The organism is Thermaurantimonas aggregans, from assembly GCF_003851885.1.
Classification (GTDB): Bacteria; Bacteroidota; Bacteroidia; order Flavobacteriales; family Schleiferiaceae; genus Thermaurantimonas; species Thermaurantimonas aggregans.
The window spans coordinates 180,876-201,048 of the sequence record NZ_BHZE01000001.1 but is presented as its reverse complement, the minus strand read 5'-3'; the positions used below and the strand labels follow the sequence as shown (position 1 = coordinate 201,048).

Here is a 20,173-nt window from a genome sequence, read left to right as displayed (position 1 = left end):
CCTTTTAAAAAAGCGAGTGTCTTAATTTTTTTACAAATGCACCGTCATTAGTTGTTTGGGGCACCACTATTAACCCAAGCTTTAATGGTATTAAGTTTACATTCATCGAGCTTAATACCTGATGGAGGCATGGCTGAAAAACCAGGAGTATGAGAGATTGAACCTATTAATTTACCATTGTCGGCTACGGTTTTTACGCCGTTGTAGGTATTGAGCACCACTCCCCCACTGGGTGCACCTGCCGTATGACACGACACACAAAAATCATTTAGTATCGGCTGAACATCGCGCGCAAACGATACCGAGCTGGTATCGCAAGCTGCATTGGAGGCACATCCCACCACATTACCTTCACCTTTATCAATCCACTTGATTACCAAGTCAATAAAATCTTGGCTCATAGGAGCAGCAGGTGGCGGAGGCATACGCTTATCTGGCCGGGTTTCGAGCATCACTTTTACAAGTTTCGAACCTGTACCATTGCCCGGTTTTACTGCTCGCATTATGCCGATGTAATTGGTCAGGTCATAACCGTCAGCAGCCGTAGTAGCGTCGTGACAACCAGCCGTGCCGCAATTGGCCTGAATGACCGGCAAGATCGATGCTTCAAAGCAGATGGCTTTTAAATCTTCTTCGTTACGCCGAGTGCACTGTAGCAATACCATTGCAGAACTCAAGGCGATGAATGTAATGGCAATATACTTTTTCATTCCATTTACAATTTTGGTGATTGAAGGGTGAATACCCTTGAAATGTTGAATCCGAAATAAATTTCACCATCGAGCCAATTCCCTGTGGTCTGCGTAAGCCAAATTGGGTCGCTCAAACCCCTACTGTTTGTGATGTGCAGTTGAAACACATGTCCGCCGGTTTCGATGTCTAGGCCGATACTGAGTGCATTATTAAATGGCGTGGTTTGAGTCCCATCCCAGCCAGTGTTTCGGTTCATCATAGGTGAATACTCAGCATTGAGGGCTACACGATTGGTGAGTTTGTATCGCCCTCCTATGGTTATGGCTGCCACTGCATTGGGCTGCGATGATGACTGTCGCAGATTGTAATGGACATACGTCGGTGCTACAAGAATCGAAAATTTTTCACTTGCTTTGTGAGAGAGCAGTATTTGCTGTACATATATCAATCGATCGGTCGTCAATCGCTGCAAACCATCGTTTGGCCAGCGCGTCCCTATCATATTGACACTACCATAAAGGGTAACACCTACGGGCCACCCTTCCTTTTTTTGTCTGAGAATGGGAGCCTTGTACCAGGCATCATACATTTTAAACAAGCTAGCCCTGCCCACACCTACATTTAACCATGAAAGAGGCGAATAATCAAGACTTACACGCACCTGGGCGTTGTCGAGTCCAAAGAAGTTATACAAAAAGTCGTTATTAAAACTCCCGAAGCGATGTAAGATCATAAACTGTAATACACCTTTGGAGGGAATTTCGTTGCTCTGATTGTTGATAATTTTTGTGCCTTTAAAAGTGGCAATAACATGTTCGTTTTTGGGTTTTTCGCTCTTTTCAGCCTCTTCTAGCAGGTCGAGTAGGTCATTTTGTGCAAACGCAAAAGTTTGAACAATCAAAGCCAAACTCAAAAAAATTGTTTTCATTTATTTACCGGCTTCCTTTAGTTCTACTTTAAAGTCTACATCTATCACTTTTGCAATCTTGTCTTCTACCAGCTTGGGTATTTTGATGTCGTGGTCGGCACATGCCACTCCAAAGGCCGAGGTAAGGATGATCGTACCATCGCGGATTTCGAGCTCGGCATCATCTTCCCGGTTTTTGGATATATCGCGAATAGTCAGCGTGCCAATGAGTTTTACTTTGTATTTACCGTTTTTGGAAAAATCGATTTTTGAATAATCTGCGATTTTTCCCTTGTAAGTAGCTTTAGGATATTTGTCGCTTTCCATGTAGTTTTCGTTGAAGTGCTCTTGCATCAATGCCTTTCGGAAAGTGAAGTTTTTAATCAGCACATTAAAGGCAATCTCACCGGTTTGAGCATCTAAGACACACCCCATGGAGCGATTTACAGCCTCCACATCGTCATCTACTAAAGCATTGCTTTTGAAGTGTACATATCCGTTGCGAGTCATATATTTCTGTGCAACAGAAGGTATAACTCCTGAAAAAAGAGCAAGCACTATAAAGAGGCCCTTCAATTGAAAGAATAAAGTATTCATAGGGTTGGTTGTATTACTACGGATTGTTTGAAATAAATAATTAAAGCATCGGGATCAATCAGATCTTCTTCAAGCCCAGTAAACTCCCCTCGGATGGTACACACCTCGCCCGATTGAATGTTTACGTTTCTTACTCTAAAATCTAATTGCGCGTTAATAAGCAGTTTTGTATCAGGTATTTCTAATAAGAGGTATCCACCTCCCTTTTCATCCAGTGCAATTTCTAAAATTCTGCCTGTCCATTCAAAAATTTTCCCGTAGTAGAATGCCTGATTTTGCAGGAGTGCCTGCGCTATTTCATCTGCTTCAGCAGATGTTACTAGTGTATAATCAGCTTTTGCTTCTGTCAGATTTTTGACTGGTTTAAAATACAAATACAGTCCAGCAGACAATCCTATAAGAGCTAAAACTGCAATAAGAATGACTAACTTTTTCATCGAAATAGAAAACGTTTTTGGAAAATTGGTTTGTATAAAGGTATAATATTTTTTTGAGTAATTAGCAAATGAAGTTAATAAATTATTTGACCTCTGAATATGTGACTGAAAAATTATATGTAGCTACTTGGTTTTTGTAAATTTCTAAAATTAAACGTTTTGGTTTAAAAAGTGATGAAAAGCAAAATCTTTGAACCAACATTCGGAGCAAATATTTGTATCAACATATATTATAAAAAAACCAAGACCGAGCATAAACGCTCGGCCTTTATATCTTTATTAAGACTACTTACCTTCAGTCACAATCAAATTTTATTTCAATTTCATAGTTGCTGCGATCGAGACCGGTTAAGAATCTGCGTTTAACGATTACAATTTTCATAGACCGAATCACTACATCTGGCGGCATGCCTGTCGGTTTGTTTTGTTCAATGAATTCATTGGGGATAATCAATTTCCGAAACATACCATTACCTCTGTAATTGAGTTTCATATTCTGATTGTTTCCCGCATTGAAGGCTGTCGATAGATTATACACGATGCCACCGGAATCGATTACCGATACTGCCATGTAAACAGAGTCGGGGTCTAGATTTTTCATAGACGGCTTGTCTTCGCGAGCATTGTCGTAGATTATTGCTACTACATCATCTTTTTGCGGCTTAGAGGGAAAGAAGAATGCCGGAGGTAGTACAGTAGCCGGTGGATCTACTTTGAGTATAAGATCAGGCGATTTTCGATCAGGTTCACCATAGCCGCCACCATCTTTGGGTTTTACCAGGAAATGAATGTCTTCTTTGTAGCATGTAGCGGCATCTACTTCATACCAGTCTTTGAGCGAAGGGGTAAAAGTGAAGCTATACACCAGATTGGATTCCTTAGTCATTTTCAACGCTTCATTCGAATTTTTCCAGGGTTGGCTTCCTGTTCCATTCACATATGGGTGACCCGATGGATGTTCTTTAGGTTTCCATGTCCAGATGTATAGATCTTTACCGTCATTGGCATCTTGAATCAGGTTTTGTACGAAATCCAAGTTTTGATCGAGCAAAGCCAGATTAACTATTATCTTTAAAGGTTTACCCGGATCGATTTCTAAAGGCTCGGAAGTAACAACCTGACCCAATCCGAATCGTGCAGATACTATTAGTAAAGCTGATAAGAGTATTTTTTTCATGGTTTACTGTCTTATTAAAGTGAGATTATAGCCTACATAGAGATCGTTTTCACAATTTTCTCTGCGTATTTGAATCTTCCAGACCGGGTCATAATCCCTTGCCATGGAGCGCAGATGAATGGTGTCTGTCTCGCCGTTGTTGTTCAAAATTCCCATTGTAGAGGGGAATTCGGGGTTGTTAAATGCCCATGTACCTGATGTGCCAAACTTAGTTGGTATGTTACCAGGGTTGTTAACTTGGTATGTATTGTCCGGATTAAATGTGATTTCGAGCGGATCTCCTAAGGTTGCGAAATCTTCACTCACATTCAATTCATCGCCTAAAGGAGATTTAAAGTCAGTAATCGACAACTCTGCTGCTCTCCATCGGCCTACTATTCCGTAGGCCAGATTTGGGTCAGGGCCAAGTTCGCCTTTCCGTTCAGGTCGACAAGCTATGGCAGCCCCTAGTATTGTAAGACTAATCAATATTTTTTTCATCGTTTTCAGTTTTTAAATTAATTAATTACAACCGCCTTCAGGATTTCCAACAAATGTTTGATTGATGTCGCTCGCTGGAAACTGCAGTACCATTCCCGGACAATTCCAAGGGGCTCCGCGAATGATGATGTTTTCGCCACGAGCACCTCTGCGCTTGAGGTCCTGTACTCGATCGCCTTCTCCAAACATTTCAATGCGACGTTCAAGGCGTGCAGCATCTCTTATTTCCAAAGCCGTAGCAGTAGCGGGCAGATTTTCGCTGGAGTCTCCAAAAGCCCTTTCGCGAATCTGATTTACCAAGCTTATTGCTTCTGGCAGATTTTGGCTTAACTCTGCAAGTGATTCAGCGCGAATAAGCATCATATCTGTAAGGTGCAGAACAGGTATGCTAAAAACATCCTTGTTAAACTTTTTAACAGCCACGAATTCTGTGGGCAGACCTTCGTCTCTCAGCTCATAGAAAGACAAACGAGTGTCATTTGGCCGGGAATTCACAAGAAGGTAGAATTCTTTTGATGCGCGCAATGTGGGGTTTGGATTGTTGTCAGAGCGATAATTTCCTGTAAATGCCCCACTTCTGCCATCGATAAAACTGGCTGTTTGCGTAGAAACTGTTTGAAATATTGCTTCTGTATTTTGCCCCATCTTGAATCGATCAATGCCTTCGAGTGTGAATTGCCCAGAAGATATTACCTGTCCAGCATAATAAGCCGCACTGTCGAATTTATTCATCTGGAAATAAACTTTGGCAAGGGCTGCCATAGCTGAATACTTAGTTGCGTAATTACCATTGGTAGTAGGCAAATTGTCTTTTGCAAACCACAGATCGGCCAGAATGGCTTCATAGCCTTCTTTAACCGTACTACGCACCTGTAACTGCGTACCGGTATTTTGGATTTGAATACGTATACCTAAATGCGAATTATCAGCTGTAAAACCGTAAGGCTGTGCCCAGAGTCGGATGATTTCAAAATGGCCCAAAGCGCGTAAAAAGCGACCTTCAGCTTCGAATGTGTTGCGACGCGAGGCGGGCATTTCGACCATATCGAAATTCTCAAGCATAAAATTTATACGGAAGATAGAGCGATAAGGCTCGCGGTACACGCCGTTTGTAGTGCCGTTGAAGAAATTGACCCGGCGCAGATATACCTCGTTGAGGTCGTTGTTGTTAATCGGTGCTGAAAGGTTGTCGCTAAGTACTTCGTTAAGCATCTGTATGCGGCCGTTGTAGTAGTTAGCAGCCACATCATAGCAAGAGTTGAGCACCTTTTCGAAGTCTTCAGGTGTTTTCAGCGCGTCTTCGATCAGCAAAACCCCCTCTGGCTTTACATCGAAGATTTTGGAGCATGAGGCGGTGATCAGTACGCCTGCCGCTGCTATGGAGAGTATTCTAATTTTTTTCATTTTTCTATGGTGTTAGAAGCTGATGTCAATACCGAGGTTAAAAGTTCTCTCTTGAGGTGGTGTCAAGTAGGTGATGTTGGGGCTCATGTTTCTATCGGTTACGTTTTCAAAATCGCGGGCAATCTCCGGATCAAGTCCGATGAAACGAGTAAAAGTCAATAGGTTGGTTCCGGTAAAATAAATGCGTGCAGAGCGCAATTTAAGTCGTCTTGCTGCTTCAGGTGTCAGATTATAGCCGATTGTCAAATTGCGCAAGCGGGCAAAAGTGGCGTCATGGAGCCAAAGAGTTGTATTGATCCAGGGTGTACCAGTTCCATAGGTTTCAGGTGTTGTAGTCAATCGCGGATAAGTAGCTACATCCCCTGGTTTGCGCCAACGGTCAAACTGATCGGTGCGGTGATTCCATCCGTCAGAGTCAAAGGTTCCAAGCTGACGCTTTGAAGAAGAGTCGTAAATATTGCCACCTATTGTAAAGACAAACAGAAAGCTCAGATCGTAATTCTTGTATCTAAAAATGTTGGTAATACCGCCAACGGCATCTGGCAACACTCGCCCTGCTGGAACGCGGTTTGCCGGGTTCCATTCGAAGGTGGGCTCTCCATTAATGTCAAGATAGACAGGACGACCTGTAGCCGGATCAACATGGGAAAAGCGCACTAAGAAGTTGGTACCCACCGGATACCCGAGCACCACACGCGTATCATTTGTACCGCCTGATACTGCCTCTTCGTTAAAGCCGCTGATATCAGTGATTTTATTCCAGTTGCGGGCAATGTTGAACTCTGTAGTCCAACTAAAATCTTGTTTTGCGATATTTTTTGATTTTACCACCCATTCAACTCCTTGGTTGTAAATGGTAGCGAGATTGTCAAAAAAGTTGTCAAAACCGGCATATCCCGGCAACGAAACGTTGAGAAAGACATCTGTGGAGTATTTATAGTAGTAGCTCAACTCAGTGGTAACTCGGTCTTCCCAGAGGCCCATTTCCACACCCATGTCAAAGATTTGGGATGTTTCCCATTTCAGCGTGGGGTTTTCAAGAATTAACGGATAGAGTATGGGTTGGCCGTTGTAACCGCGTACGGAGTCGATTCCAAAGGAAGAACGCCACAGGTCGCGATTGCCGGGAGGCGCCACACCGGCTATACCGTAAGATGCCTTAAGTTTCAGAAAGTTAATTACCGGATTATATCTCATAAATGATTCTTCAGAAACTATCCAACCTCCACTTACTGAAGGGAAGAATCCTACGCGGTTTTCAGGTCCAAACTTGGAAGAGGCATCCGCACGAATTACACCTTGTAAGATGTATTTATTTTTATTGGTAAAGTTGATACGGCTAAAAACAGAGCCGAAACGCGACTTTTCAGGTGTGAAGTCTTGGCGGTTGTCGAGCTTGTCTTTAGCCTTCCAGAAAGGAGCACCGGCTATGGTCGAAAAGTAACTTCTGCCACCGCGGGCCTGTTCTTGAAACTCTATACCGGCCATTATATTCAGTTTGTTGTTGTCATTGATCTTCCAATCATACGTAGCTGTGAGGAAGGTGTTCCAGTTATTGATGATGTTTTGAAATCGGCGGGAGTCACCTACTCTATCGGTCACTAGCAAAAGCTCGGCAGGTTCGTAGATGTCTTCCACCAGATTCATGTAGTCGTAATTGGTATTCAGATTAATGAAGAGATTTTGAATGGGATTGTATGTAATGGTGATCCCCGAAATGGAGCGAAGTTCTTGAGTTCTCCACTGCTTGAGCTCTCTAAGCCGCACGGGATTTGTTCCACCAATGAAGTAAGAACCATCTGGATTGCGAATCGGATAAATGGGCAAAGCAGTTGACATAGCGGCCCCTAATCCACCAGCCCAACCTTCATCTACGCGGTTATTGATTCCTTCAACCAAGGAGAGGTTAGCTGAGATTTTCAGTTTATCAGTAATATTATATCCACCATTTACTCGAATGCTAGCCCGATCATAACTGTTACCGGTAAGGTAGCTTTGATTTCCGTCAAAGGAGGCTCCAGCAAAAAAGTCATATTTTTTAGTCTGACGTCCGGCTGAAAAATCATAGCGCTGTTTGATACCTACGCGTATAACTTCGTCCACCCAGTTGGTATTGGTATTTAGAGCATCCTCCCATCGCACACCACCAGGTAAAACAGGTACTCCAACCTTTCCGTCGTTGATCCAAGCCTCCTTATACATCTGCAAAAATTGCGGACCATCGAGCATATTAGGGCGGGCTACAGGAGATGATGTACCTACCCGAGTGGAAAAATTGAAAGTCCAATCTGGAGTTTTTCCTCTCTTCGTGGTGATGAGAATAACTCCATTGGCACCACGCGATCCGTAAATACCAGTCGCTGAAGCGTCTTTTAAAACTTCAATGGACTCGATATCTCCGGGATTTAGGGTAGCCAATGGGTTGTTGTTCATGGCTCCCGAGTTACCTTTTATAAAATAATCTTGCGTAATGGGAATACCATCAACTACGTAAAGTGGGTCGCCAGAACCAGAGATAGAAGCAATACCCCGAATGCGCACCACAGAGCCTGAGCCAGCCAAGCCACTACCCGTAATGATCTGTACACCGGCAGCTTTCCCCTGTATAGCGGTTTCAAAACTCGGTGTAGGCATATCGGTTACTTCCTTAGCCCCGAGTTTTACTACCGATCCGGTGAGGTCTCTTTTGCGCTGTACACCGTAACCTACTACTACCACTTCATCGAGTCGACTTACCTCTTCAGTCATCGATACGTTGATCTCCAGTGTCTGACCCTGTTTGAGATTGATTACTCTTCGCTCGGTCTTGTAACCAATGAAAGAATAGACTACCGTGAGATTGACATTAGCCGGCAATCCACGCAGTTCATAGCTTCCATCCAGATCAGTCACATTTCCCTTACCGGTACCTTCCACCAGCACATTAACACCCGGCAACGGGCCTGATTTGTCTGTCACTTTGCCTCGAATGGCTTGGGCAAAAAGCTCTGTGCTAAAGCCTGCCAGAAGCAGCAAAATGAACATTCGGGTAAACTTTCCACTCATGGTTTATGTGTGTTAATAAATCTTTAAGCGCCAAATATACACTTTTAAATCACTTAGTGTAATAAATACACGTTTGAATTCCAAAAGTCATTTATTTTTACAAAGAACTACCTTGTAAAAGAACCTTTAACTGACTTTTATCAGATTATTCACAATTGTAAAAAATACACGGCTAGTATAAAAATTTTCCGAAGAGTCATAAAGCAAAAAAGCCCTCTGAAATCAGAGAGCTTTTTTGTGTTTTTAGTGAATAAATTCAGTATTATTGAATCACTAATCTTCTCGACAGCCATCCCTTTGAAGATGATACTTGTAATAGATAAACCCCTTTTGGAAGCAATTTTAGGTCAAAATTGTGCTTAAAGTAACCATTTGATGACTCCAGTACGGTTTCGAATACCGTCTTGCCCATCAAGTCGCTGATTCTAATAGGTAATTCATCTCTATCATCGCTAAACGACACTTCAAATACACCGTCATTCGGGTTTGGATAAATCTGCATTAAGGTATTTATAATACTTTCTTCCAGACCAATACTGAATTTGAGTGTATCGCACGAAGTGGTACTGCCACAGCTGTTGAAGGCCTTAAGGCATACAGGATATACACCATTGCCAGGGAAGGTAAACGTCGGATTGAGCTGCGAGCTGGAGCCAGCCGTTCCAAAGGTCCAATACACGGAGTCGGCATTAGTAACTGTAGAAATAAAATTTACAACATAATTGGTCGCCGAATATGTAAAACTTGCTGTAGGCAAAGGTTTTACACCTACAGTTACTGGCGTGCGTACATTCGAACAGGGGTTAGAGGTGTAGTACACGGTGATTTTCCAGGTATTGTTGGGTATGAAGTTGTACGTTACATTACAACCTGACCCTCCCCATGTGCGACCGGCGTGAAGTTGGAAGACAATCGGGCCATTCACTACTCCATTGGCTATTGTAAGACCTGAGCGCGCGTAGTTCATTGTTCCGCCTAATTGACCAACACCTGAGTACAATTGATTTTCAGAAAGACCTGTTGTAAGGCAGCGCAGCTGTGAACGCTGCTCAATCATCCAAGCCCCACTTGCGGCCGTGAAACTGTATTCTACGCTGATGGAATCAATGTGTACACCCAACGGCAAATGAACAGTCATCACCCCAGGACATGAAGATGAACCCGGCAGCGACTGAAATCCGTAATCAGAAGGAATATCGCCTGCGGAATAGGTGAAAGTCTGTGCAAAGGATCCGGTACCATATCCCAGGTAGTATGTATTCTGAGCGGATACCGAAGACACAAAGAACGTCGGGCCTGAACCCACTGGAGTGTTTGATGTTGGCGAGTTGTACCAGCGATACGAAACTCCCTGATAATTCTTCGCTTTTAATGTCACTGTATCCACACCGGCACACACAAATGCCGAATCAGCCTTTGGTGCAAGCGGCACGTAAACGGATGTAAATGCAACTGTATCGTTACTCTTCACTTGGTCATTAGTCAAATTTGTGTACACCTGTACGTTGAGGTTGGCCCCGTTCACTGTATTGATAGTACCAAGAAGCAAAGTATCTGATTGCCCAGTTTGCAGAGTACCCGTGTACGAAGCAGTAAAGGTTTGGGTAATATCGCCCGTGATATTGGCCACTACGGGAACATTTGAAATCGGGTCAAAGCCATTGTTTCGAACCACTGCGCGAACTTGCGTAGCACTGTTGCCACACGCCTGCATTACCGGGCTAATGACATCCGAAATCTCAACATCAAATTGAATTGGCATACATACCGTTACGGGACCAACAAATGCGCTTGAATCGTTTACTGAAGAGCACTTTGCACGAATGTAAAAATCCAGACAGGTAGCCGATGGCAAGCCAGTAATGGTAGCCGGGTTGGAAGTTACGTTGACCAAAGTACCCACATTTGACCCCGGAGTAAAACCAGTCGGCCCCCATTCGATGTCCCAGCTGCTCGTGTTTGATCCTGACTGCGTCCAACTAAATGTGGCCGTGGTTGCGGTGTTGGTGGTCTTCACGAAGTTTTGAGGCGCAGGACATTGAGGAAGATTTTCGACCACTATTTGATCGATAAACAAGTCCGGGCCAAATCCGCTGCGTGCATGAAATTCAAAGCTCTGACGTTTGCCGACATACGAAGGCGATAGATTTACAATTTGTTCGATGAAATTAGAAGCTGGTGAAGTTGATCCAGCACCTGGTGTGTTAAATGAAGGTCCCCCCAAAACTAAGATGGTATCGGCTATGCCAGTACTGTCATTGCGCGACAACACATACAACGAGTCACCTGGAAAACTATTCATGTACTGGTGCGACCAATAAAAGCGCAACCTCGCCAGCTGATTGATCTGAACAAATGGCGTGCGCATGATCGCCTTTACGCCAGTAATCCAGTTCCAGAAGTTAGCGCGTGCCAGGGTAGTACCACCTGTGGTAAAGTGAGACCAGTTTTGGCCTTGTGAACCTGTGGTACTGAATGTGAAACACAGCGGGGGCCAAGTGGTAAACGTCTCGCTGAACGGCACTGTATAGGGCAAACACTGTGTAGTGAATGCAAAAGGCCCTATCCAGTTGCTCTGTTGCGATGTACCACAGCTATCTCTCAGATAGAGATGATACTGGGTGTTTTGAGTAAGGCCTGTTAAGAATATTACATTGGTAGTAACAGTTCCAGTAAAGATGAAGTTGCCAGTACCCGGTGTAAAGCCAACGACACCAACCTCCCAGCGAGTTGTGCTGGAGGGGTTGTTTTTTGTAAAATTTACAGTAGCTGAGGTGGCAGCGATATTGGTAACAGAAATATTAGACGGCGGGAGACATCCCGGAATGTTTTCAATTTCTATGAAATCGATAAACACATCCGGTCCAAAACCTGAACGAGCTACAAAGCGCACATCTACTTGATTGCCCAACAGAGAAGTAGGGATTATTACTTGTTCATTTTGGAATTGACCAGGAGTAATCGATGTACTGCCGGGTGTGTTGAAGGTTGGACCGCCGAGCGACTGAATTCGAATCCAAGAATTTGAGGTCGCAGCTTTTACCTCAACGAAGAGTGAATCACCCATGTAAGAGGGATTGTGCTGATGCGACCATGCGTACTTAATCCATGCAGGCTGTGTATAATTAAAGCGCGGAAGCTGCATTCTGGCCATAGTACCTTGTACCCAAGTCCAGAAGTTTGCTCTCGCCATCGATGCTCCTGAAACATTGTAGTGTGCCCAATTCTGAGTAGGCTGACCAGTGGTAGAAAAAGTAAAACAAGTGGGAGGCCAACCTATAAAGTCTTCGAAAATGGGAAGCGGCGCTGTATCGCAAAGTGTTGTAAAAGCCACAGGACCAAACCACGAACTCACAGAGTTTACCCCACAACTGTCGCGAATGTAGAGATGATAAGCTGTGTTGCTCGTCAATCCGGTAATGGTGATAGTTGTTCCTGTCACTGAACCCGACTGTTGTTGAAAGCCCATACCAGGAGCGAAACCTACAGGACCAATCTGCCATTGCGTAACGCTACTGGGATTATTCTTTACAAAAGTGGCAGTGACTGAGTTAATGGTCACGTTTGTAACAGTGAGACTGGTTGGGCTTACACAACTGGGCACTTGCTCCACCTCTACAAAGTCGATAAATACATCTGGCCCAAATCCAGACTTGGCAACCAAGCGAATATACACATTTTGACCGACAAGCGATGTGGGTATGAGCACTTGCTCCAGTTGAAACTGGCCGGGTGTTTGAGTACCGCTGTTCTGTGTATTAAAAGAAGGACCAGCCAGTGTCTGCAAGCGTATCCAGTTTACTGCGGTATCAGCCTTTACCTCTAAAAAGAGCGAATCCGAGTAACCAGTCATAAATTGATGAGACCACGTGTAGCGCACCCAGGCTGGCTGACTTAAGAAGATTCTCGGTAAGTTCATAATTGCTGTAATACCCGGCGACCAATTCCAAAAGTTTGCTCTTGCCAAGGTAACGCCACCCGTAGTGTAATGAGCCCAATTTTGTGTAGTGGTTCCTGTAGCGCTAAAGGTGAAGCAAGTAGGCGGCCATGTAGCGAAAGTCTGGGCAAATGGAAGTGATAACGGACTGCAAGTCGTGGTAGCTTGTAGTGCACCCGACCAAGGCGATACAGTAGTGGCATTACAGCGAATTCTCAAATAAACTTGATAAGTCGTACCGGGCAGAAGCCCTGTGATGATGTGCTGTGTGCCCGTTAGTCCTGTCAGTAAAGTACCAGTACCCTGTGTAAAACCAACTGGACCGTATTCAATTTCAAATGTAGCGTTAGTATTAGCTACCCACCCGATGGTTATTTGATTAGTATCTGCTGTCACCAGAGTAGGTGCCGATGGTGCATTGCAGTTGGGCGTAACGGAAAATGGGCCAAGCCACCCACTTGTATCGCCAGAGGAGCAGATGTTCCGAACAAAAAAGGCAATCTGCTGACCTGGTGTAAGACCCGTCAAGTTGAATGAGTTTGTGGCAGTGGTTACAATGGTTCCAGTTCCGAGCGTAAGGGGAGCGGGTCCATACTGCAACTGATAGCCAATCGAAGGAGTAACAGCTTGCCAGTTGGCCGTTACGGCATTAGAAGTTACGTTTGAAAAAGTGATAGAAAGTGGCCCAAAACAAGTAGCCGGTGACCAGGTATATGTGAGACCAGGTGTTGGCAAGTTGGTACTTACAAAAGGCATGGAGGCGGTATTTACCGTTCCAGGCACGGCATTGGCATAAGTAGATGTGGTGGTTACGTTTCTGAAATCAAACGAGTGAAAACCTCGGAGACCTACTTGTGCTGTTACACTGGTTGATGTATTTGGTGTAGAAAAGGTACCAAACACAATGCTCAACTGATTGGTGGTTTCATGCAGACGGATTTGAAAGTTGATGGTGTCGGCTGTGTTTGCTGAACCTGATCGCCTATAATTGGTCCATTGGATCACACAAATTCGGTTAGGAGCTGTTCCAAGGGTTTGCAAGCGTATAGAAGCCGCAGATCCATTGGCTTGTAAGTTCATATTAAATCCGGCTACTGTTCCTCTTTTATTTGTTGGTGCGGAGGAAGTATTGCTTATTGACGTGTAACCGGTACCATGCATATTTACAGCCTGGGCACCATCGGCCGAAATTCCAAAGCGAATGACTCCATCTGCTCTAATCCCGATGCGGTCGTATACCACACCGTTGTACATAAAATTAAAACCGATCGGAAACCCCGGACCGGTCTCAGTTGTACCTCCCAACAGATTGGCTGGATCCACAAAGCGCTGATCATCTGTTGTCGCATTGCCGAGTACTGTTCCGCCTGTGATGGGCACATAGGTACCTGATGGATTGATCGAAAAAGAGTATGTAGCTATCTGTGCTTTTACTATTACATTGAAAATCAATGTAAAAAACAAGCATAACGATTTTTTCATACACCTATTTTTGACGTACACAAAAATATTTGTCACAATAAATAGTTACATTTTAGTTAATTTTGGAATAAAACTTAACAATTATTTAATTTGTAGCTACATAGATCTTTCCAGCTTTGTATTACTGATTTTGTTTTTCAATTTTTCCTTACAGAAGTCTAAAAAACAAAAATCCCGATGTTGCTTAGCACTAATCGGGATTTCTTTTAAAAATACTCTAACTTGCTCTTTTCTAATTGACTAAAAAATTTTGAGCTCTACACGAACACTCAAGCCTCTAAATCATCATCGTCTTCTTCCACAAAATCTGTGTCTTCCGTTACATTTTCATCCTCCAATTTCTTCGTTTCGTTTGATGGCAATATTTCGACGTCGCGCAATTTCCGTTTAATACTTTCTGTGCGAGTACCGGCAAGCTTGTCGATCTGTCCTAAACCGGTTTTTATATTTCTCTTGGCTTTTTCCAGTAAGTCACCAAATTTCTCGAATTCCACTTTCACCTCGCCCAACACTTTCCACACTTCGCTGCTGCGTTTCTGTATTGCCAGCGTGCGGAATCCCATCTGCAAGCTATTGAGCAGGGCTGCCAATGTAGTAGGCCCAGCAACGGCTATCTTGTATTCATCGCGAAGCTGATCGATCAAACTCGAACGTCGGATTACCTCAGCGAATATGCTTTCGAAGGGCAAAAACATGATGGCGAAATCGGTGGTGTACGGCGGATTAATGTATTTGTCGCGTATATCCTTTGCGTTCTTTCGCATCACATTCTCCAGATTTTTGATCGCAGCGTCTATTTGCTCGGGATGTCCGTTTTCATAAGCAGCCAATAGCTGTTCGTACACATCTTTCGGAAACTTGGCATCAATAGGCAGATACACTGCATCATCCTCCTTATCGCTGCGACCGGGCAGTTTTATGGCAAATTCCACCGTTTCGCGGCTTCCGGGTTTAATGGCGAAGTTGGAGACGTACTGATTCGGCGAAAGCATTTGCTCCAAAAGGATGCTGAGCTGTACTTCACCTAAGGTACCTCTAAGTTTTACGTTAGAGAGCACTTTTTTCAGGTTGCCTACTTCAGAGGCTATGGTTTGCATTTCGCCCAAGCCGCGTTGCACTTCGTTCAGCTGCTTGCTCACGGTGTCAAAACTCTGACCAAGGCGATCGCCGAGGGTTTTTTCGAGTTTTTCCTCCACAGTAGCACGTATTTGTTCAAGCTGTTTGTTGGTGTAGTCAATCAGTTCTTTCTGGCTCTTATCCACCTGGTCGAGCTTTTCTTTTTGAATCTGGCTCATGGCATTCACACTGCGCTCGAAGCGCTCTTCAAAGCCTTTGAACGAACGGTCGATGGCCTCGCGCATTTGATTACTATCAGCTTTGGCCTGATTGGTCAGCTCCTGCAGTTTAGTCTCTACTTTGCTCTCGATCTTGTCGAGCTGAATTCTAAGAGTGCTGTTCAATTCATCTAACTTCGACTTCTGTTCGGTTCCAAAGCTTTTAAGCGTCTCTTTGATCTCAGAGCGATTCTCGCGCTGCGCCTGATCGGTGTTTTGGCGCAAATTCTCCAGTTTTTCAGCCAATGTTTGATTAATCGTAGTAAGGCTACCAGAAGAGAGGTCGTGAATGTTTTTAATGGCCGCCTGTAGCTCCGCCTTAAAGTCGCGAATGCTATCCGAGAGCTCACGGCGGCTTTCAGCCAGCGACTGATTGAGCTCCTGGCGCTGATGGACAAAGTCGCTTTTCACCGAATTCTCGAGGTTTGTCACCTTAGCATCGAGCGCAATGAGCTTCTGCATCAATTCTTTGAGCTCATCGCGTGGGCCAGACTTGCGAAATAGCAAAAGAATCGTGGTAAGCACTACTACTGTGAGCAGAAGGATTTGTAAGATCTCCGCATTCATGCTTTTTCGTTGTTGTTAGTAATCAATAGACCAATTAAAGTTTTTTGACCCGATCATGTAATAGTGCAAAGGTATTGTATTAGTTAGGAAATTATTGTTCATATTTTTCTGTAAATCATCTGTATTTTAAAGTCATATTGAGAATTTTCTTTACATTTTTTAGACAGACTCCTGCATCTGTCAGACAGAGCATTTTCCTTGTTAGCAACATTACGCCCTTCCATGAGAATACGCACCAAAGCACCATGCATAAAGAGGAAACAACTTGCTCTACAGATATGCCATCTACTGTTTCACTTCCCCGAATTCGCGAATTCTGATTTTGGTACGTTCAATTTTAAATCATAAAAAAATTCATTTACCAGGCAACACGAGTGCATTCATCCCACGCATGCACTTAAACTAAAAAGCCGCGTTAGTCCGCGGCTTTCATTTCCTTACGCTACACGCAGTATTTGAACTTCAAATATCAAGGCTGCTTCAGGCGGAATGATGCCCGCCACACCCTGCTTTCCATAAGCCAATTCTGGCGGCAGATAAGCCAACACATGGTCACCCTCAGCACATAGGAGCAGCAACTCCTCCCAACCGCTGATCACCTGCCCCACACCTACCTTTAGAGTAAAAGGCTGCCTATTGACCGAGGCGTCAAACACCTGCCCATTCGTCAGCATACCCACGTAGTGCACGGTCACTGTATCTCCAGCCTTTATGCGCTTGCCATTGCCGCGCTGTACAAACTTATATCCCAATCCTGAGTGAGTTTTCTCCATATCGGCGATCAGCGCTTGTATTTCTTCTTGCGCCTGTCGATCTTCCTCTTCTCGGCGCTTAATCAGCTCTTTTAATTCACGTTCGTACACTACCTCAGGCGCATAGTCAGCCAGTGCCTCACCGACACGCTCTATCGTAATGCGCTCGATCACATCGCCTTGTCTGATGGCATCCACCACATCTTGCCCTTTAAGCACTCGACCAAACACCGTGTGCTTGTCGTCGAGCCATGGCGTCTCCTTGTGCGTAATGAAAAACTGCGACCCGTTTGTATCAGGGCCAGCATTAGCCATCGAGAGCACTCCAGGTCCATCGTGGCGCAAGTCAGGATGAAATTCATCCGGAAACTGATACCCCGGCCCACCGCGACCATTTCCCAGCGGGTCGCCCCCTTGAATCATAAAGTCCGCAATCACGCGGTGAAAAGTGAGCCCATCATAGTACGGTTTGCCCAATGCACGAGCCTTATTTGGTATTCGCCCTTCGGCCAGCCCCACGAAGTTGGCCACCGTCACAGGCGCTTTTTCGTACTCCAGGTTTACAGTTATCGTTCCCCGGCTGGTCACGATGTGCGCTAAAAGTTGATTATTCATTATCAGGAAATTAATTGATTAATAAGAATAAAAAAAATTCTATTTTCAGTTTTTTTGGGGCGCCTGTCCGTCGTCCCCTCGCGGGGCCACCGGCCACCGGTCTTCGGCTGCTACGCGCCTTGCAGTCAGGCGTGTAGCTACGGCCGTCCGGGTCTGCAGAGCCAGCCCCGTACGGCTCTTGCTCCACCTGCTTGCCAGCCGCGGCTTGTAATCCGCCTACGCCCTGGCGCAGTAAAGGCCGGGGGGTGAGCCTTAAGTCGGCCCACCCCCCGGCCACACTTCGGAGCAAGCTCACAATCAGCAGCAGGCACTTATTCTACAGCCAGCACCTCCACATCGAAGATCAAGTCAGCATTTGGCGGTATCACTCCACCAGCCCCACGCTCGCCATAGCCCAGGTGAGGCAGAATCAGCAGTCGCACCTTGGTTCCCGGGCCAAACATCTGCAAGGCTTCGTCCCAACCTTTAATCACCTGGCCCATACCCACCTGAAAGCGGAAGGGCTGTCCGCGGTCAATCGACGAATCGATCTTGCGGCCATCGGCGAGCATAAGAGTGTAGTGGCAGGTCACAAACTGCCCTTGCTTAGCCGGCTTGCCCGTGCCCTCTTGAGTGATGATATATGCCAATCCGCTAGGCGTGCTTTGCGCTGCGCGCTTCAGGTTTTCGAAAGCCTCTTTTGCCTTGCGGGCTTCCATCTCTAGTTTTTCCTTCAGCGCCTTGCGCGCAGTTTCGAAGGTCTTGGCCGGATCGTAGTTTTTCAATTCCTTTCCGATGCGCAAGATTTTCACTTCGATCATTTCGTCGCCCTGCTGAATGGCATTTACTACCTCTTGGCCCTCAACTACGCGGCCAAACACTGTATGGCGACCATCGAGCCACGGAGTTTCTTTGTGGGTGATAAAGAATTGCGAACCATTCGTGTTCGGACCAGCATTAGCCATCGAGAGCACTCCTGGCCCATCGTGTTTCAATTCAGCCACAATTTCGTCTTCAAACTGATAGCCCGGTCCACCAGAACCATTGCCGCTAGGGTCACCCCCTTGAATCATAAAGTCCGCTATCACGCGGTGAAACTTCAATCCGTTGTAAAACGGAATGCCTTTTGGCTTGGCTGTGTTATCGATTTTGCCTTCGGCCAATCCCACAAAATTGGCTACTGTCATAGGTGTTTTGTCGTGGTAGAGCTTCAGCAATATGTCGCCTTTGTTTGTTTTGATGATGGCATAAAGTCCGTCCTCGAGCTTTGGCGTCTTGCCATTTACTTTCGGCTGACTGTTGCACGAAATGCCCAGCATCAGCAGGGCAATGAGTAAGGCTATTTTTCTCATTGGAATTTATTGTTGAGTTTGGATTTTTTCGATTTTTATACTGTACACAATCGGCTGTCGCATTCCTACTTCGTCGAGGTCGCCTGCCAAGCCAAAGGCCAAATACGAAGGCAATACCATCTGCACGCTATCACCTGGGCTAAAGAGCTTTAGCATCTCATGTAATCCGATTTCGGCATCTTCGCGGTCAATGCGCAGCATGCGCCGGGTAGGAGCCTCTTCGTAGAGGCGCTTGCCATTGAGCAATTCCATCACCGAGCGAAACACCACCACATCGCCCTCTTTTGGCTTTAGCGATTGTCCGCCTTTTTTCAAAATGCGATAATACACCCCATTGGAGTGCACAGTGTAGTCCCACTTGCGGTCTTTCACATAGGCCTCTATGGCTTGGTTTTCCGCCTTTAAATATTTGCGGTTCATCTCGATCAACTGTTCGCGATCGATGTTTTGATGAGGATCCTCTAAAGCATTCTGGGCTTCTTTGTTACGCTGGCCACACGATAGGACCAGCATCACTGCCGCCGTCAGAGCAAGGTGTTTCATTACCGACATTACACGGCAAAGATAATGGCCTCCCCATCAATCAAATTGTATGCTTTCCTTTGTAGCTTGTTAATATCGCTCAGGCCCAATGCCCAAAAAGAAGCTGAAAAAATTCGCTGAAAACCGCACATATCCGCACTACACCGAAGTGTGGCGCCACACGACCGACCTAGCTAACTACCCCCTGCGCGGACGATGGACTGCCGACTTCTTTCACAACGACAAGCCCCTAGTGCTCGAACTGGGATGTGGCAAAGGCCACTATACCATCGGACTGGCGCGCCGATTTCCGGATAAAAATTTCCTCGGCATCGATGTAAAAGGCGCCCGCATCAACAGCGGTTGCCGCATCGTGGCCAGCGAAGGCATTACCAATGCCGGCTTCCTACGTGCCGAAATCGAACTCATCGATCAACTCTTCGCCCCCGGTGAGGTCTCCGAAATTTGGATTACCTTTCCCGATCCACAGATCAAACACCGCAGAGCCAAACATCGCCTCACCCACCCCGACTTCCTCAAGCTCTATCGACACATCCTCAAGCCTGAAGGCGAAGTACATCTGAAAACCGACAGCGAATTTCTACACGGCTACACCTGTGGCATCTTGCAAATGACAGGTGCCAGCATTCTCGACGCGTTTTACGACATCGACCTCCAAGCCTCTAAAACCCATCCCCTGCTCTTCGAAATCCAAACCGAGTACGAACAACTCTTTCGCTCCCAAGGCAAAAAAATCACATATCTGAGATGGCGATTCTAAAAACTGACTTTTGGGAGAAATTTTTCCTCTCAACAAAAAACTGGATTTATTCAACGAGTTGAAATCCACTTAAAAGTAGACCGAGTGAAAATGCAATCCTAATATTCTCCCA

General features: G+C 45.3%; 15 protein-coding genes. 1 reads left to right on the top strand and 14 read right to left on the bottom strand.

Going from position 1 to position 20,173, the window contains the following annotated elements; all coding sequences use genetic code 11:
* Nucleotides 1–47 precede the first annotated feature (47 nt).
* From EIP89_RS00890 to EIP89_RS00825, 14 genes are all read right to left on the bottom strand, one after another.
* Nucleotides 48–710, bottom strand: coding sequence for a c-type cytochrome domain-containing protein (locus EIP89_RS00890; protein WP_124396773.1), 663 nt, complete (start codon nucleotides 708–710; stop codon nucleotides 48–50).
* A gap of 5 nt (nucleotides 711–715) precedes the next feature.
* The gene (locus EIP89_RS00885; RefSeq protein ID WP_124396772.1) at nucleotides 716–1,621 is read right to left on the bottom strand and encodes a DUF5777 family beta-barrel protein; all 906 of its coding nucleotides are present in this window, start codon (nucleotides 1,619–1,621) and stop codon (nucleotides 716–718) included.
* Complete coding sequence (locus EIP89_RS00880; protein ID WP_124396771.1) at nucleotides 1,622–2,197, bottom strand: YceI family protein; 576 nt, start codon at nucleotides 2,195–2,197, stop codon at nucleotides 1,622–1,624.
* Nucleotides 2,194–2,634, bottom strand: a complete 441-nt coding sequence (locus EIP89_RS00875) for a hypothetical protein (RefSeq protein WP_124396770.1) — start codon at nucleotides 2,632–2,634, stop codon at nucleotides 2,194–2,196. The genes EIP89_RS00880 and EIP89_RS00875 overlap by 4 nt, the downstream gene beginning before the upstream one ends.
* A 295-nt stretch (nucleotides 2,635–2,929) precedes the next feature.
* Nucleotides 2,930–3,811: a hypothetical protein gene (locus EIP89_RS00870; RefSeq protein WP_124396769.1), complete on the bottom strand. Its 882-nt coding sequence runs from the start codon at nucleotides 3,809–3,811 to the stop codon at nucleotides 2,930–2,932.
* 3 nt (nucleotides 3,812–3,814) lie between these two features.
* Complete coding sequence (locus tag EIP89_RS00865; protein ID WP_124396768.1) at nucleotides 3,815–4,291, bottom strand: DUF5004 domain-containing protein; 477 nt, start codon at nucleotides 4,289–4,291, stop codon at nucleotides 3,815–3,817.
* A 21-nt stretch (nucleotides 4,292–4,312) separates the two neighbouring features.
* The gene (locus tag EIP89_RS00860; protein ID WP_124396767.1) at nucleotides 4,313–5,695 is read right to left on the bottom strand and encodes a RagB/SusD family nutrient uptake outer membrane protein; all 1,383 of its coding nucleotides are present in this window, start codon (nucleotides 5,693–5,695) and stop codon (nucleotides 4,313–4,315) included.
* 12 nt (nucleotides 5,696–5,707) lie between these two features.
* Nucleotides 5,708–8,740: a SusC/RagA family TonB-linked outer membrane protein gene (locus EIP89_RS00855; protein ID WP_124396766.1), complete on the bottom strand. Its 3,033-nt coding sequence runs from the start codon at nucleotides 8,738–8,740 to the stop codon at nucleotides 5,708–5,710.
* A 262-nt stretch (nucleotides 8,741–9,002) separates the two neighbouring features.
* A complete protein-coding gene (locus EIP89_RS00850; RefSeq protein ID WP_124396765.1) occupies nucleotides 9,003–14,159 on the bottom strand; it encodes a T9SS type A sorting domain-containing protein in 5,157 nt (1,718 codons plus the stop codon).
* A 269-nt stretch (nucleotides 14,160–14,428) separates the two neighbouring features.
* Nucleotides 14,429–16,060: a DNA recombination protein RmuC gene (gene rmuC / locus EIP89_RS00845; RefSeq protein WP_218019304.1), complete on the bottom strand. Its 1,632-nt coding sequence runs from the start codon at nucleotides 16,058–16,060 to the stop codon at nucleotides 14,429–14,431.
* A gap of 437 nt (nucleotides 16,061–16,497) precedes the next feature.
* Nucleotides 16,498–17,427, bottom strand: a complete 930-nt coding sequence (locus EIP89_RS00840; RefSeq protein WP_124396764.1) for a peptidylprolyl isomerase — start codon at nucleotides 17,425–17,427, stop codon at nucleotides 16,498–16,500.
* 10 nt (nucleotides 17,428–17,437) lie between these two features.
* Nucleotides 17,438–17,722 (bottom strand): hypothetical protein, encoded by a 285-nt coding sequence (locus EIP89_RS00835; RefSeq protein WP_124396763.1) that lies wholly within the window; start codon nucleotides 17,720–17,722, stop codon nucleotides 17,438–17,440.
* Nucleotides 17,723–17,738: 16 nt separating this feature from the next.
* Entirely contained in the window at nucleotides 17,739–18,758 is a 1,020-nt protein-coding gene (locus tag EIP89_RS00830) for a peptidylprolyl isomerase (RefSeq protein ID WP_124396762.1), read from the bottom strand.
* A gap of 6 nt (nucleotides 18,759–18,764) precedes the next feature.
* The gene (locus tag EIP89_RS00825; RefSeq protein ID WP_124396761.1) at nucleotides 18,765–19,301 is read right to left on the bottom strand and encodes an FKBP-type peptidyl-prolyl cis-trans isomerase; all 537 of its coding nucleotides are present in this window, start codon (nucleotides 19,299–19,301) and stop codon (nucleotides 18,765–18,767) included.
* A gap of 88 nt (nucleotides 19,302–19,389) precedes the next feature.
* On the opposite strand from EIP89_RS00825, the gene trmB reads away from it, so the two are divergent.
* Nucleotides 19,390–20,061, top strand: coding sequence for a tRNA (guanosine(46)-N7)-methyltransferase TrmB (gene trmB / locus EIP89_RS00820; protein ID WP_124396760.1), 672 nt, complete (start codon nucleotides 19,390–19,392; stop codon nucleotides 20,059–20,061).
* Nucleotides 20,062–20,173: the final 112 nt, after the last annotated feature.

Bases quoted from the DNA above. Each gene is read 5' to 3' on its own strand.
- EIP89_RS00890 (WP_124396773.1), bottom strand. From the start codon at position 710: ATGAAAAAGTATATTGCCATTACATTCATCGCCTTGAGTTCTGCAATG.
- EIP89_RS00885 (WP_124396772.1), bottom strand. From the start codon at position 1,621: ATGAAAACAATTTTTTTGAGTTTGGCTTTGATTGTTCAAACTTTTGCG.
- EIP89_RS00880 (WP_124396771.1), bottom strand. From the start codon at position 2,197: ATGAATACTTTATTCTTTCAATTGAAGGGCCTCTTTATAGTGCTTGCT.
- EIP89_RS00875 (WP_124396770.1), bottom strand. From the start codon at position 2,634: ATGAAAAAGTTAGTCATTCTTATTGCAGTTTTAGCTCTTATAGGATTG.
- EIP89_RS00870 (WP_124396769.1), bottom strand. From the start codon at position 3,811: ATGAAAAAAATACTCTTATCAGCTTTACTAATAGTATCTGCACGATTC.
- EIP89_RS00865 (WP_124396768.1), bottom strand. From the start codon at position 4,291: ATGAAAAAAATATTGATTAGTCTTACAATACTAGGGGCTGCCATAGCT.
- EIP89_RS00860 (WP_124396767.1), bottom strand. From the start codon at position 5,695: ATGAAAAAAATTAGAATACTCTCCATAGCAGCGGCAGGCGTACTGATC.
- EIP89_RS00855 (WP_124396766.1), bottom strand. From the start codon at position 8,740: ATGAGTGGAAAGTTTACCCGAATGTTCATTTTGCTGCTTCTGGCAGGC.
- EIP89_RS00850 (WP_124396765.1), bottom strand. From the start codon at position 14,159: ATGAAAAAATCGTTATGCTTGTTTTTTACATTGATTTTCAATGTAATA.
- rmuC (WP_218019304.1), bottom strand. From the start codon at position 16,060: ATGAATGCGGAGATCTTACAAATCCTTCTGCTCACAGTAGTAGTGCTT.
- EIP89_RS00840 (WP_124396764.1), bottom strand. From the start codon at position 17,427: ATGAATAATCAACTTTTAGCGCACATCGTGACCAGCCGGGGAACGATA.
- EIP89_RS00830 (WP_124396762.1), bottom strand. From the start codon at position 18,758: ATGAGAAAAATAGCCTTACTCATTGCCCTGCTGATGCTGGGCATTTCG.
- EIP89_RS00825 (WP_124396761.1), bottom strand. From the start codon at position 19,301: ATGAAACACCTTGCTCTGACGGCGGCAGTGATGCTGGTCCTATCGTGT.
- trmB (WP_124396760.1), top strand. From the start codon at position 19,390: ATGCCCAAAAAGAAGCTGAAAAAATTCGCTGAAAACCGCACATATCCG.